Source organism: Spiroplasma endosymbiont of Halictus nicosiae (assembly GCF_978018445.1).
Genome location: NZ_OZ389573.1, coordinates 2,295,232 through 2,310,119, shown reverse-complemented (window position 1 = coordinate 2,310,119; position 14,888 = coordinate 2,295,232). Strand labels below are relative to the sequence as shown.

The window sequence follows — 14,888 nt, the reverse complement described above, 5'->3', positions numbered from 1 at the left end:
CAATTATTATACCTTATATTTCCTTTAATTGTAATCGTTATTTTAATAATTTTAAATCATCAACATAAGTTAATTTAATGTTTTGTTTTTCACCATAAATTGTATGAATTTTTGTTTTTGGTGAAAATAACTCTACTAAATAACTATCATCATAAATTATTGTTCTATTTTTAGTTTGAAAATATCTGTCATAAACTTGATATAATAATCTTGCTTTAAAAACTTGTGGCGTCTGAATTGTAAAATATTCTTCTCGAGGTAATGTTTTTTCAATAAAATTATTTTTAACCTTTTTAAGGATTTCAGTAATTGGTAAAATTGGAATTAGCACTTCATAATTTTTTTGTTGAAAAACTTGATTTAATTTATTAATACTAATTTTATGATTAATTAAACATTGATAAATCGTATCAACTCGTTCTATGCGACCCATAATAAATTGGATATTTTTTGCTTGGTAATTTTTTTCAATAAAAAAGTTAAAATTTCTTCATTAACACCAACAATAATTTCTGTACAAAGTGAATCACTTAAAAATAACATTAATGTTTGTTCAATAATAGTTTGTTTATTATCAAGTTGATATAGCAACTTATTGTCCTTTTGATTAAAACGTGATGACTTCCCAGCTGCCACAATAATTACCGTATAATTTTTCATTTATAAAATTTCAATTCCATTTTTCTTAACATATTCTAAAAAATCATCACTTCAAACCGAAGCAATAACTTCACCAATATGTTGTTTTTCTAATAAAAATAAATCTAATTGTGACTTAAAAAGTCCGAACGAAAGTGTCACTGGTAAGTCATTTGTTGCTACTTTTGTATCATATTCTGTTCTTAATTTACTTGTTTCTTTTGTTACTGCTAATTGACTTTTTAAAACATCACAATTAACAGTAGCAGCACAATAACCAATACAAATAGCTTTTTCTAACACAAAATCATAAACAAAAATTTTCGCATAGAGTTCCCAATTAAAAACATCTTGCGATTCACTAATTTCGATCGTATTATTAGTAATACTATTTTTAAAACCATAGAGGATTGTAGCACCATTTTCTCTTGTATAGCAATTCAAGCGTTCTTGATAACTTAATAATCGCATTGCTTTTTGTAATTCAATTTGACTTGTTCAATTTAATTTTTTCTTAAATTTCTTATTTAATTGCGAAAATTTTAATAATAAAATGTCTTCTACATCACTAACAATATTAGTTGCTTTATCAATTGTTTGCTTAATTTTTAATAATGTAATGTCTTTTTCTTTTAATAATAAATCAAATCCAATTTCGCTAAAACTTACTGTTTGGCTATTTGATTGCTTAATATTACGACGCAAAACCATTGCCGTTGTTAAAATTCCTTCGTTTTTTAACAATTCATATTGTTTAATTGCATTTCGTCGCCATTTATTGTGTGACTGTAATATTTCACCAACCAAATTAGTTGGTAAAATATCAAAATCAATTGGCCGTTCTGTCATTCGAAAATCATCATTAAACCCTTTTTCTTCTGTAGTAATTAAAGATGCATAAACTTTTAATAAATTAAATTGAATAATAAAACGACGAACTAATTCACGTTTAATTAAACTAATTGCTTCTATTGTTTCACGTAATGTTAAAATTGAACTATAACCAATTTCAATACCAAATGCCATACAATCACCTATTTTCCTCTTGGTCGCATGTGGGGAAATAATAATACATCTTTAATTGAATCTTGTCCTGTTAATAACATAACTAGGCGATCAATTCCAATTCCTAAACCACCTGTTGGTGGCATTCCATATTCCAATGCTTCAATAAAATCAATATCTAATTCTTGTGCTTCATCATTACCATTATCACGTTCTGCTAATTGACTAATAAAACGCTCATATTGTTCAACTGGATTGTTTAATTCTGAATAAGCATTTGCATATTCACGCCCTTTAATAAATAATTCAAATCGATCAGTAAATCTTGGATCTTCTGCATTTGTTTTTGCCAATGGAGAAACTTCAACGGGATGACCAAAAATAAATGTTGGTTGAATTAATTTATCTTCCACAAATTCTTCAAAAAACAAATTAATAATATGTCCAACAGAAGTATGAAATTTTTCAATTGGTAGTTTTTTTTCTTTTGCAATTTTCTTTGCTTCAGCAAAAGTCATTGGTTTTCTAAAATCAATTCCCACTAAATCTTTGATTGCATCAACCATATGTCAACGTTTTCATGGCTGTTTGAATGAAATCATTACTCCATCGTATTTTGTTTCATCTTCATTTAAAGTGATCCACTTTGTAATGTTTTTTGCAATGTAACAGATAGTATCCTCTGTTAATTGCATCATAAAATTCATATCTTGATATGCAACATAAATTTCAACTGTTGTAAACTCTGGATTATGGCGTGTATCCATTCCTTCATTTCTAAATAATCGTCCTATTTCATAAACTCCCTCAAAGCCACCAACAATTAACCGTTTTAGAGGTAATTCTGTTGCTACTCGTAGATAAAAATTCATATCTAATGTATTATGATGAGTTATAAATGGTTTTGCCGCTGCGCCACCATGAATAGGCTGTAAAATAGGTGTTTCAACTTCTAAATATCCCTTACTATTAAAAAAATCTCGTATTAAAGCAATAATCTTACTACGCTTAATAAAAATATATTTTGTTTCCGCTGATGTAATTAAATCAACATAACGACGACGATATTTTTCTTCAATATCAGTCATTCCATGATATTTGTCAGGTAATATACGCAATGCTTTTGCTAATAAAACAAATTCTTTAACTCGCACTGTTAATTCCCCAGTGTTTGTTTTCATCATTATTCCAGTAATTCCGATAATATCTCCTAAATCAAAATTAATAAATTCTTGATATTTTTCATCACCAACTTCATCATTTCGAACATAAATTTGAAAAATTCCATTTTGATCTTGTAACGTTACAAAACTAGCTTTTCCTGCTTCGCGAAATGTTTTAATTCGACCCGCAATTTTAACTATTATATTATCACTATTTGTGGCTAATTCCTCTTTTAATAAATGATTAAATTGTTCATTAAGTTCTTTACTTGTATGTGTTCGGTCAAACTTGGCAATTGCAAAAGGATTATGCCCATCGTTAACCATTTTTTTTAATTTATCACGTCTAATTTGCTCTTGTTCTGTAAAATTACGTTTCTCCATTTTAATTCTCCTTTTTACTATTTAGCAACACTAATATTACTATTATAATAGGCAATATATTCATTAACAAGCATTTTTAACTCAAATATTGTATTTATTTGCGTTGCCTCAATTTTATAATTAGTAGCTTCTGGCTTTCCTTTAAAATAAAAGGCTAAATTTTTCCGCATTTCACTCGCTGCAATTCGTTCTCCCTTTAAATTTGATAATAATTCTGCATGGAGGAAAATAATATTCCGCCATTCATCTAATGGCGGTTGCTCAATTTTTTCACACCAGTATCTAAAAAATGTTGAATCTGTTTAAATACTTATGGATTGCCTTGTGCCCTTTGTGCTAACATAATTGCATCACAACCAGTCTCTTTTAACATTAGTTTTGCATCTTCACAAGTAAAAAGATCACCATTCCCAATTACTGGAATTGCAACATTTTCTTTTACTTTCCTAATTCAATTTCAAACAGCTTTTCCAGAATAAAATTGATTTCGTGTTCAAGCATGAACTGCAATTGCTTGTGATCCTGCTTGTTCACAATATTTTGCAATTTCAACACAATTAATATTCTCTTCATCTCAGCCAATTCGAATTTTAACAGTTACTGGTTTAGTAACATTTTTAACCACTGCCTTAACAACTTCATAAACGCGTTGAGGATGTTTTAATAAATATGACCCTGCTTGTGACTTAATTGCAATTTTTGGTGCAGGACAAGCCATATTAATATCAATAATATCACAATCACTATGTTGATTAACATATTTTGCTACTGCAACAAAAGTTTCCATATCTGTTCCAAAAATTTGCATTGAAATTGGATGTTCTAATTTATTTACCTTAATCATTTGTAAAGTTCGTTCATTTTTTTTGTAAAATTGCTTTATCACTAACCATTTCAGCATAAACCAATCCTGCTCCTAATTCATGATAAATAATTCGGAATGCTTCATTCATAATTTCGGCCATTGGTGCTAAAAAACTTGCCCTTTGATTTCAATATTTCCAATTCTCATTTTTTAATTCCTTCTTTAATTAACAGTCATTAGATAAATCTAAATCAAAAATAACAATAAATTCAATAAAAAAATTATTTTTAAGGCTAATTATTCCTTATTATAGTTCATATATGATATTACAAAAAAGTTTCTCAAAAATGAGAAACAAAATATTATTTTCGGCCATGTGGTTTGTTGCAATCACATTCAAAAAATTTATGGTCACTGTTTGTACCTGAACATGAACATTGACAAGCATGGCAAGATAACCTACAATCTGTCATCTGAATTTCCTCCTTACAAAAATATTGCTTAATAAATATTACTTGTAAGTAAATAGTTAAACGATAGCTTCTTTTTAATTGTAACAAATTTCAATAATTCATTAAAGATATTCTAAAATTATTTTATTATTTTAAAAAATATTTTTAATAATATTAATAAATAAATGTAAAACACATAATAGCGTTTTACAAATTAAGATCAATCAATTTCACTTGGTTTCTTTGGATGTGTATTTTTCTTAATTTGGTCAATTAATCCATTACGAACATGAATAACTGTATTAGCAATATCAGCAATATTTGGGTTATGCGTAACAATAATAACTGTTGTTTTATATTTTTTATTAACATCAACTAAAATTTCAAGTACTTTTCGACCCATTTCTTCATCTAAAGCTCCTGTTGGTTCATCACCAAATAAGATATCTGGATTTTTTGCTAATGCTCTAGCAATTGAAACCCGTTGTTGTTGTCCCCCTGACATTTGGTGAGGATATTTGTTCATTTGTTCTTCCATTCCAATTGTCTCAAAAATATCTTTAATTGTCATATCCTTATTTTTGTTTTTACTTAAATTTTCCCCAACTTCAGCATTTTCTTTGGCAGTTAAATTAGTTAATAAATTATATTGTTGGAAAATAAAACCAACATTATCTCGTCTAAATTTTGTTAAATCAATATCTTTTAATAACGATAAGTTATAGCCAATAACAAAAACATCACCACTTGAAACTTTATCTAAACCTGAAATAATGTTTAGTAATGTTGTTTTTCCTGATCCAGAAGGACCTAAAATAACAATAAAGTCTCCTTTTTCTAATTTTAAATTAATTCCTTTTAAAACTGGTGTTTCAACTTCCCCAGTAATATATGATTTTTTCACATTAACTAGTTCAATTACATATTTACTTGTATCTGGTTTACTATTTGTTGTTGAAATAATTTCCCCTTTTAGAATTCGTTTTGAATATAACTTTGTTTGTTTCTTTTGCTCTTTTAACTTTTGTTTTAATTCTTTAACGGCAGTATAATCAACTTTTTCTTTTGGTTCCTTGTCATTTGGTTTTTTTGCTTTAACTTCTTTCCCATGTGGTTTTGTTTGGACTGTACTAGGTACATCTTTAATTTCAGCCATCTTGTGTTGTGCCTCCCCTTTAAATACTAAAATACATTTTACAATTATTTTTTATCATAATAATATCATAACAAAATTATTATAATTTTATCAACTTATTTAAGATATCTTGCCCTTATTCTTTAAGTAAACTTTTTAAATCACTTGCTCTAATATGATATTTTTTGCGGCAAAAATCACATGCAATTTCAATTTCACCATTATTTATTAAAATTTCATTAAGTTGCTCATCACCTAATAATTTTGCTGATTCTAAAGCTTTTTCGTATGAGCAACTACATTCAAATTTAACTTCATCAACTTCTAACACTTTGGCTTTTTGATCAATGAGTTTAAAAATATTAATTAAATTATCTTCAGCAATTAATTTATGACTAATGTTTTCTAGATTTTCAATTTTTTCTTCTAAATAGTCAATATCTTCTTCTTTATGTTCTAATAACAACTGTGCGAAAAAACCAACTGCTTTTGCAATTGTATTATCTTCATTCATTTTAATTGAACATGCAATAACTGATTTAATTTGTTCACTTTGTGCTAAATAATAAGTAAAATCTAAATTAATTTCTGGTGAAATTAATTGAATTTGACCTGAGAAACTTTCTTTCATTCCTAAATCTTTCATTACGCGTAAATAACCATTTGTGCCAACTACTTGGGAAATAACATTATGTTCACGATCAATTTCATCAACATCAAATTGTGGATTAGCACAAAATCCTCGTACTTTATGACCAGTATATTCTGCCATAATCGTTCCAATTGGACCATTTCTATTAATAATACTTGTCATTTTATCAGTTGCATCTACAACTGTCATTTTAACATTATGAACATTACTAATTGCTTTCGTTACTTTGTCCATTCCTTTAAACTCCTTTATAAATTTCTTTCCTTTGCAATTATAGTATAATCATCGTTAAAAGTAAAACAAAAAATAGACTTAATTAGTCTACTTCTTATTTGGATCATTATTTTTATCATCTTCTGGGTGATCTTTTTTTCGTTCTTTTGGTTTAACTTCTAAAATTTCACCTTTTGCTTCTTTTTCTTTATACTTTGTTGCACGTTCTTTTTCTTGAATTACTTCATCAGGTAATTTATGATATTTATCAATATATTCAATTTGTTCTGCCGTAATTGTTTCTAATATTTTTAAACTTTCAGCAATTAAATCTAATAAACTACGATTTTCAGAAATTAATGCTTTTGCTGTTACATAACAATCATCTAAAATTTTACGAACTTCAGTATCAATTTTAGCCGCAATATCTTCTGAATAACGTTTTCTTGTTCCAGTATATTCATCTTTTGGTGATTCAAATTGAACTAATCCTAAAGAACTCATTCCATATTCAGTAACCATATGACGTGCAATATTAGTTGCTTTTTCTAAATCATCATGTGCTCCTGTTGTTATTTTTGTTTTTCCAAAAATAATCTCTTCTGATGCACGCCCACCTAAATAACCAGTAATTGTCGCATATAAGTTCTCTTTACTATGAAACATTGTTTCTTCTTTTGGTGTCATAATTGTATAACCACCTGCTTGTCCACGCGGAATAATAGTAACTTTTTGAACTTTGCTAGCTGCTTCTAAACGTAAACCAATTAGAGCATGACCAGCTTCATGATAAGAAACAATATCTTTATCCATTACTGAATATTTACGTGATTCTTTTGCTGGTCCCCCAACAACACGATCAATCGCTTCATCAATAATATTAACAGTAATAATTTTTAAATTCTTACGAACACATAAAATTGCTGCTTCATTTAAAACATTCTCTAATTGAGCTCCAGAAAATCCTGGCGTTCTTTCCGCGATTCGTCTAAAAACAACCTCTGTAGAAACTGCTTTATTTCGAGCATGTAATTTTAAAATTGCTTCTCGTTCATTAATATCTGGTAATGAAATTTGAATTTGGCGGTCAAAACGCCCCGGTCTTAATAATGCAGAGTCTAATACATCAACTCGGTTTGTTGCTGCCATAACAATAACTCCCGTATTAGTTCCAAAACCATCCATTTCAACTAATAACTGATTCAATGTTTGTTCATTAGCACCACTCCCAATTGAAACAGTTCTTTTTCGACCAACAGCATCAATTTCATCAATAAAAATGATACATGGTGCAGCTTTTTTAGCTGCAATAAACATTTCACGAATTCTTGAAGCACCAACTCCAACAAACATTTCTTCAAATTCAGAACCTGAAATTGAAAAAAATGGAACACCAGCTTCTCCAGCAACAGCTTTTGCTAATAAAGTTTTTCCTGTACCTGGTGGTCCTTCCATTAAAACTCCTTTTGGAGCACGAGCACCCATACTTGAATATTTCTGTGGATTCTTTAAATAATCAACTAACTCAACTAACTCTGTTTTTTCTTCATTAATTCCTGCAACATCAGAAAATTTAACAGTGGATTGAATTTGACGTGCTTTATTTTTTCCCATTGAAAAGGGATTAGCACCTGACATCCCACCAGACATTTTTGATAAACGAGCAATCATAAAGACAGCGATTCCCATTATTAATAATCATGGTACTAATTGTATTAACATCGCTTGTCACATTGGAACAAACTCACGGTCAACTGAAACAAGACCACCTTTTAATTTATTTTTAAAATTTTGATCTCATGTATTTGTCGATATTTCGTCCTTGTAAGTATAAGCTCTAAAACCTTCACGGTTTCATTCCGAACTATAGCGAACAGTTTTGATAACACCACCCTCAGAATATCGAATTACTCCTTCCATAACTACAGTATTTTTGCCAACATTAGCCTTAATAGTAATTTCATCAATATTTTGATTGTTATACTTTTGAGTATTACCAATTTTTTGCATATCTCCTTCACTAATTTTGGTAATATCTGATTTTGTTCATAATACAATTGTTAAAATAATCAAACCAATAAAAATTAACGAACTTATAATTGCAAATCACATTCTTTTTTTATTCATAATTATTTCCTCTCTATTAAGACTTTTAAAATTAATTTTTTTCGGTCATTTGAAACAATTACACAATTCTAGACTATTTTATCATAAAAAAAAATAAATTGTATTTTTCCGCTAAAGTATTATTAATAAATTTATTAATTTTTAAATCAACTAAATTATTCACATAAATAAGGTTATTATCCTTATCTAATACAAAATAACTTTTTCGTGCTAAAAGCGATATTTTATTTTTGATAAATCAACGATTTAAACGCATCTTATTAATCATTGCATTTCTTAGCAAAGATAAATCGTTGGTAATTTTTATTGGTCATTGTGCTGCTGCTATCATAAAATCATACTTATTTTTAGTTCCCCAATTAATAATATTTTCTTTTCATTTTATTGGTAATCCAGTTGTTGGTGTTATTTGAATTGTTGTTAATTCTAAAAGTTCATTATTAACAATTTCAACATTATCATATGATTTAATTAAAGAATATCTTGAATTAATTTTAAGAATAATATTTGGTTTTAAACTTTTTAATTCCTTAATTATTTCATCTAAAAACTTTCTTTTTTTATTCCTAATTAAATAAACAACCTTATTAATTTTAAAATAATTAAAAATAATAATTTTTTGCAACTGAATATTATTAAGAGCATTAAAATTAGTAACATTAATTTGCCCAAAATTTTCAATCAAATAATTTTTCGCAACTAACTTTAATTGTTCATTTTCCTTATTTTTTTCCTCAATTTCTAATAACATATCTTGTAAATTAATATCCTGAATTTCATTACGAATAATATTTCGATTATAAATCGCTAAGATATTAGTTGAATCAATTGCATAATTAATTTGCTGATGAAATAAATATTCAATAATTTCTTCTCTTGATATTTCTAACATAATCCGCAATATTTTTAGTTTTTTGTTAAACAATTGAGAATAATAATAACTAGTTTTATTTAGACCATAATATTCAACAATCCCATTTCGTTGTTTTTGCAAAATATATGTTTCAATATGATCAGTCAAATTATGGGCAATTAAAACACCCTGGCAACAATATTTTTCACTAATTTGTAAAAAAAAATCATATCGTATGCTACGAGCAACTGCTTGAAAATTATGAGAATTAGTCTGATACTGTTCATAGTCTTTCACTATCACTTTTTTTACATAGACCTTAATATTTCGTTTTTGGCAATATTCAACAACAATTTGTTCATCATAGTCACTATCTTTTCGCTTCTGGTAATTTACTAAACATACAATGAAATTATTAATATCTAACTCTGAATTATTATAAATATTATCAAGTAAAAACATACTATCCGGACCACCAGACACCCCGATAACATATTTTTCATTCTGTTTTAAAAGTTTAGTTTCTATTTCTATCACCTATTTTCGAAATAATTTTAAAACTTGTTCTGTATAATGATAATTCTTATTATGAACAATGATTGGTTTTTCAACAATAAGGCCTGCCCCACTTTGAAAACGAGCTTCAATTAAAACATTATTTGCTTCACTTTCTACAAAAGGATGAATAAATTTTAGTCGCTTAATATTAAAACCATACTTAATTAATAATGCAGTAATTTCTAATAATCTTGTTGTACGATGAATAATCGCAAAATACCCTCGATTTTCAACTAATTTCTTAGCAGCAAAAATAATCTCTTCTAATGTGACATCTGTTTCATGGCGTGCTGGAATTAATAATTTATTTTTTTCATTTAATTTTGCTCCATCAACTTTAAAAAACGGCGGATTGCAGACAATTAAATCATATTTAACATTAGTATTAATTTTAACATATTCATTAATATCATTATGAATAATTTTAATCTGTTCAATTTTATGATTTAATGCAACATTTTCCTCTGCTAATTGTACAGCTTCTTTTTGCAATTCAATGCCAGTAATTGGTGCTGAAGTTAAAGTTGATAAAATTAACGGAATTGTCGCATTATTAGTACCAATATCTAAAATATTTTTTATTTTTGTATTTAATGTTGCAAAACGAGCCAGTAGGACTGTATCCAATGAAAAATTAAACATATCAGTTCGTTGGTTAATTTTAATTCCCTCATAATCTAATAAATCATTTAAAACTTTCACTTTACACCTCGTTATATCAATCAATCAATCCCTTTTCTAAAATTAATTCTTTATTTAAATTTTCCAATAATAAATTGGCAATAGTATAACAAATTTCAATTAACTTGCTATTTTTATGATTTAATTTTTGAATTAAATCTTGATTTGTAATTTGATATTTTTCTCATTCTTTCTTTTTTAAAACATTAGCAATTGCTAAAAAAAAATGGCGGCATTCAACACTATCATAATTATTTAACTGGCGAATATGAATAAAGTTATTTGTCGAGTTACTTGCAAAATTGTTTAAAAAGGTAGAAATAAATTCATTTTTAAAATCATCAACTTCTAATAAATCAGTTGTATTTTCTAAAATAATATTTAAACAACGTGATTTAATAGTATCAATAACATTTGTTTTATTAGTTGTTAACAAAAAAGCGTATGTATTTTTACTAGGCTCTTCTAAAAATTTTAATAATGAATTAGCCGCTTCTAATGTTAATAAATCAATACCATTAATAACATATACTTTTATTCCTGTTTGTTCTAACGCAGAATAATTAAAGGTTTGAATAATTTCTTGAATTGCTTCTTTTTTGATTGTTGTTTCAAAATCACTTTTAATTTTTAAATCATAATAAGTTTTATTATTAATACGGTTACAAATATCACATTCACAATCTGCTCCTTGTTTTTTTAAACACAATAAAAATTTAATAACTTCTGTTGTAAATTTTTCTAATTTAACTTTATTATTGCAAGAAATCAAAAGTTGATTTGATAAATTATTTTTTAAAATTAAATTTTTAAATAGTGTCATTTTTTCAACATCATTTTTTGTAAATAAATTATCCATTTTCTTTGTCCTTTATTTTTTGAATAATTTCATCAACATAATAATATACTTGTTCTAATACTTCATTCACTGGTTTACTAGCATCAATAACTTTAATGCGATCTGCATTTTCACTAATTAAAACTTGATATCCTTCATATACCTTCTTATGAAACGAATTTTTTTCTAAATCAAGACGGTTCATTTCAACCTCATTTCGAACTTTCATTCTTTCACTTGCCATTGTTGGTTCAATATCAAAAAAAAGAGTTAAATCTGGCTTTGTTGTGCCCAAAACAATGGATTGTACTTCATCTAATGTTCGAATTCCTAATCCACGAGCATATCCTTGATATGCTGAAGTAGAATCCATAAAACGATCACAAATTACAATTTCTTCTCGTTTTAACGCCGGCAAAATATCTTCAACAACATGTTGCCTACGAGCAGCAATATATAATAAAGCTTCTGTTCATGGGTCCATTCCTAAATTATGTTTACTTAAAATAACATTTCTAATTTGCTCAGCAATTTCATTGCCCCCTGGTTCTCGTGTTAAAACAACTTGATATCCTTCTGACCGTAATTTTTCTTTTAATAATTTTGAAATCGTTGTTTTCCCAGAACCATCAATTCCTTCTAATGTTATAAATAGCATCATTACACTCCCTGTTCTTAAACATCTTTACGCCCCTCTAAAGCTTGTTTTAATGTTACTTCATCAATATAATCTAAGGAACCACCAATTGGTATCCCTTGGGCTAAACGTGATATTTTTATATTAAAAGGTTGCAAAAATGTTTTTAAGTATTGAGCTGTTACTTCTCCTTCAAAAGTAGCACCAACAGCAATAATCACTTCTTTTATAATTTTATCATTCATTCGGGATTCTAACGCAGAAAAAGTCAATTTATCTGGTGTAATGCCATTTTTTACATTAATTTCACCATTTAAAACATGATAAACTCCATTAAAAACTTTTGTTGCTTCAATTTTTATAATATCAAAAAAATTGCTAACAACACAAAGCTTTGTTTGTTCACGTAAATTATTATGGCAAAATAAACAAACATTATTTTGCATTAATGTTAAACAAATTGAGCATTGATAATAATTATTTTTGATTTCATTAAAAACATGCTCTAATGATTCCAATAATGATGGTTTAATAATTAATTTATTAAAAATCCTTTCCGCAGTCTTTTTACCAACACCTAAAATAGTTTTTAATTCCATAATTAATTCTTCATAGTTCATTTCAAATCTCCAATCAATTATTCTACTATCTTAATATTATCAAAAATTTGTTTACCAGTTTCAAGAACATCTTTATGTTCTTCATAGTTATCAATTTGTTTAACTAATAAATTTTGGTAAAACTCTTCAACATCAATTAATGTTGGTTTTGGTAATTTATTTGCTTGTCTAATTTTAACATAATCATTGCGAATACTAGTTCACTCAGTTTCACTTAAGGCAATAATAATAAAATCAAAATCAAATGCTTGGAAAATCTTATTGCGAAATTCTCAATCACACATTTCAAAACTAATTCAATTTGCTTCTGGTTTTGTATTAGTTACAATAATCAGTCCTTGTTCTGATGCAGCCGCATATTTAACATCATAGAAACTAATTAATTTATCTAATTGAACTATTTTACCTTTTTCGTTAATTAATTCCATAAATTTATTTTTAAATTTTTCTCGCTCTTCTTTACTAGCTTTAATTAAAATATTAAAAATTTGATTATTAGAATAATTAATATTAGAAAATTCATAGATATTAACTTTATTTTTCATATCGTCACAATATTTTTGTAAGTCAGTTATGCCTTCTAATTCTTTTCCATAAGAAATTTGCTCTGATCCAATTGACTGAAAACTTTCTTTTTCCTTTGTTTGTTCAAAATTAGTTTGAAGATCATTTTTATCTACTATTATTTTATCTTGTTGTGGTTCTATGTTACTAAAAGAACTATCATTAGGTTCTTCATCATTAAATAATGAAAAATTATGAAATAATGGTTGGTTATTAGGTAATTTCGGTTCTTTTAAATGAATTATTTCATCATTGTTTTTTAATGGTATCACTTGATCTTTTTCATAATTATTTTCTATTATTTCTATATTTTTAGAAATTTGTTCTATTTTATCATGATTAATTTTTCTTTCCTCTGTATGCTCTAAAATCACTAAATCACTTAATTTTAAATTCTGTAAATTCTTAGTATTATTTTCAAAGATTGCTAAAGCTTTTAATAAAATTAATTCAAAATACATTTCTTGTGTTTTACTATTTCGCATTTTGCTTGCTGCTTCAGTAAACAAATCAAGTAACATAATTAATTCTTTTGAACTTAATTGTTCAGCAAATTCTTTTGCTTGTTCTTCTGATAATAAATTTAAAAAAATTGAATTATTCGTTTGTTTAAACTCAAAAATTTCTTTTAAAATATCTAATAAATTTAATGTTAAAATTTCAAAATCAGAACCTGCTTGATAAATTTTTTTACTAGCCATTAAAACTTCTGTTGTTTTATATTCTAAAATATCTTTTAATAATTTTAATTTAATAGTTTTAGAAACTGTTGCAAAAATAATATTTACATTTTCTAAGGTAACATTTCGATCAGAAAACATAATTACTTGTTCTAAAATACTTAATGAATCGCGAGCACTACCATCAGCCAAAAGAACAATTTCTTTAATTGCAGCCAAATCATATTTAATTTCCTCTTTTTGTAAAATATTAATAATATTATTTTCTAATTCAACTTTTGAGATCTTACGAAAATTATATTGTTGACAACGTGAAATAATTGTTGCAGGAATCTTATGACTTTCAGTTGTTGCTAAAATAAAAACAACATGTTGTGGCGGTTCTTCTAATGTTTTTAATAATGCATTAAAAGCTGAATTAGTTAACATATGAATTTCATCAATAATATAAACTTTATATTTTGTCATTGTAGGAAGTAACTGAACGTTATTTCTAATTTCTCGAATTTCATCAACACCATTATTTGAAGCAGCATCAATTTCAAATACATCAACTGCTCCAGCACGGTTTATTTCCTGACAACTGGCACATTCATTACAAGGATTCCCTTTATCTAAATTAATACAATTAATTGCTTTTGCAAATATTTTTGCAATCGAAGTTTTCCCTGTACCACGTGGTCCTGAAAATAAATATGCATGCGAAAATGTATTATTTATAATTGCATTTTTTAAAGCTTTTCTAATTTCAATTTGTCCAACAATTTTATCAAAATTATTTGGTCGATATTTACGATATAAAGAAATATAATCCATTTTTTATGCTCCCGTCCAATATTATTGTTATAATAATTTTATTTTACTCCTTTAATTACAAATATT

16 protein-coding genes are annotated in these 14,888 nt (G+C 26.7%); all 16 read right to left on the bottom strand.

All coding sequences use genetic code 4. The features are described 5' to 3' along the window. Window positions 1–37: 37 nt before the first annotated feature. On the bottom strand, window positions 38–433 hold the full coding sequence (locus ACZ91P_RS15560; RefSeq protein ID WP_465157226.1) for a 2-C-methyl-D-erythritol 4-phosphate cytidylyltransferase: 396 nt from the start codon (window positions 431–433) through the stop codon (window positions 38–40). Next, window positions 421–660 (bottom strand): 2-C-methyl-D-erythritol 4-phosphate cytidylyltransferase, encoded by a 240-nt coding sequence (locus ACZ91P_RS15555; RefSeq protein WP_465157225.1) that lies wholly within the window; start codon window positions 658–660, stop codon window positions 421–423. The genes ACZ91P_RS15560 and ACZ91P_RS15555 overlap by 13 nt, the downstream gene beginning before the upstream one ends. Next, the gene (locus ACZ91P_RS15550; RefSeq protein WP_465157224.1) at window positions 661–1,665 is read right to left on the bottom strand and encodes an asparagine synthetase AsnA; all 1,005 of its coding nucleotides are present in this window, start codon (window positions 1,663–1,665) and stop codon (window positions 661–663) included. It abuts the gene before it with no gap. A gap of 8 nt (window positions 1,666–1,673) precedes the next feature. Further along, window positions 1,674–3,191 (bottom strand): lysine--tRNA ligase, encoded by a 1,518-nt coding sequence (gene lysS, locus ACZ91P_RS15545; protein WP_465157223.1) that lies wholly within the window; start codon window positions 3,189–3,191, stop codon window positions 1,674–1,676. A gap of 17 nt (window positions 3,192–3,208) precedes the next feature. After that, on the bottom strand, window positions 3,209–3,361 hold the full coding sequence (locus ACZ91P_RS15540) for a hypothetical protein (RefSeq protein WP_465157222.1): 153 nt from the start codon (window positions 3,359–3,361) through the stop codon (window positions 3,209–3,211). Window positions 3,362–3,501: 140 nt separating this feature from the next. Beyond that, window positions 3,502–4,089 (bottom strand): tRNA dihydrouridine synthase, encoded by a 588-nt coding sequence (locus ACZ91P_RS15535; protein ID WP_465159025.1) that lies wholly within the window; start codon window positions 4,087–4,089, stop codon window positions 3,502–3,504. Further along, on the bottom strand, window positions 4,028–4,156 hold the full coding sequence (locus tag ACZ91P_RS15530) for a tRNA-dihydrouridine synthase (RefSeq protein WP_465157221.1): 129 nt from the start codon (window positions 4,154–4,156) through the stop codon (window positions 4,028–4,030). The genes ACZ91P_RS15535 and ACZ91P_RS15530 overlap by 62 nt, the downstream gene beginning before the upstream one ends. Window positions 4,157–4,662: 506 nt before the next feature. Further along, window positions 4,663–5,604: an ABC transporter ATP-binding protein gene (locus ACZ91P_RS15525; protein WP_465157220.1), complete on the bottom strand. Its 942-nt coding sequence runs from the start codon at window positions 5,602–5,604 to the stop codon at window positions 4,663–4,665. Window positions 5,605–5,719: 115 nt separating this feature from the next. Further along, entirely contained in the window at window positions 5,720–6,469 is a 750-nt protein-coding gene (locus tag ACZ91P_RS15520) for an Hsp33 family molecular chaperone HslO (protein ID WP_465157219.1), read from the bottom strand. Window positions 6,470–6,556: 87 nt separating this feature from the next. After that, on the bottom strand, window positions 6,557–8,575 hold the full coding sequence (gene ftsH, locus ACZ91P_RS15515) for an ATP-dependent zinc metalloprotease FtsH (RefSeq protein WP_465157218.1): 2,019 nt from the start codon (window positions 8,573–8,575) through the stop codon (window positions 6,557–6,559). Window positions 8,576–8,648: 73 nt separating this feature from the next. Beyond that, window positions 8,649–9,965, bottom strand: a complete 1,317-nt coding sequence (gene tilS, locus ACZ91P_RS15510) for a tRNA lysidine(34) synthetase TilS (RefSeq protein WP_465157217.1) — start codon at window positions 9,963–9,965, stop codon at window positions 8,649–8,651. Next, window positions 9,966–10,688, bottom strand: a complete 723-nt coding sequence (locus ACZ91P_RS15505; protein WP_465157216.1) for a tRNA1(Val) (adenine(37)-N6)-methyltransferase — start codon at window positions 10,686–10,688, stop codon at window positions 9,966–9,968. A gap of 1 nt (window position 10,689) precedes the next feature. Continuing rightward, window positions 10,690–11,526, bottom strand: a complete 837-nt coding sequence (locus tag ACZ91P_RS15500; RefSeq protein ID WP_465157215.1) for a DNA polymerase III subunit delta' — start codon at window positions 11,524–11,526, stop codon at window positions 10,690–10,692. Continuing rightward, window positions 11,519–12,163 (bottom strand): dTMP kinase, encoded by a 645-nt coding sequence (gene tmk / locus ACZ91P_RS15495; RefSeq protein WP_422397501.1) that lies wholly within the window; start codon window positions 12,161–12,163, stop codon window positions 11,519–11,521. The genes ACZ91P_RS15500 and tmk overlap by 8 nt, the downstream gene beginning before the upstream one ends. Window positions 12,164–12,180: 17 nt before the next feature. Further along, window positions 12,181–12,762 (bottom strand): recombination mediator RecR, encoded by a 582-nt coding sequence (recR, locus tag ACZ91P_RS15490; RefSeq protein ID WP_465157214.1) that lies wholly within the window; start codon window positions 12,760–12,762, stop codon window positions 12,181–12,183. 17 nt (window positions 12,763–12,779) lie between these two features. Further along, on the bottom strand, window positions 12,780–14,822 hold the full coding sequence (gene dnaX / locus ACZ91P_RS15485; protein WP_465157213.1) for a DNA polymerase III subunit gamma/tau: 2,043 nt from the start codon (window positions 14,820–14,822) through the stop codon (window positions 12,780–12,782). Window positions 14,823–14,888: the final 66 nt, after the last annotated feature.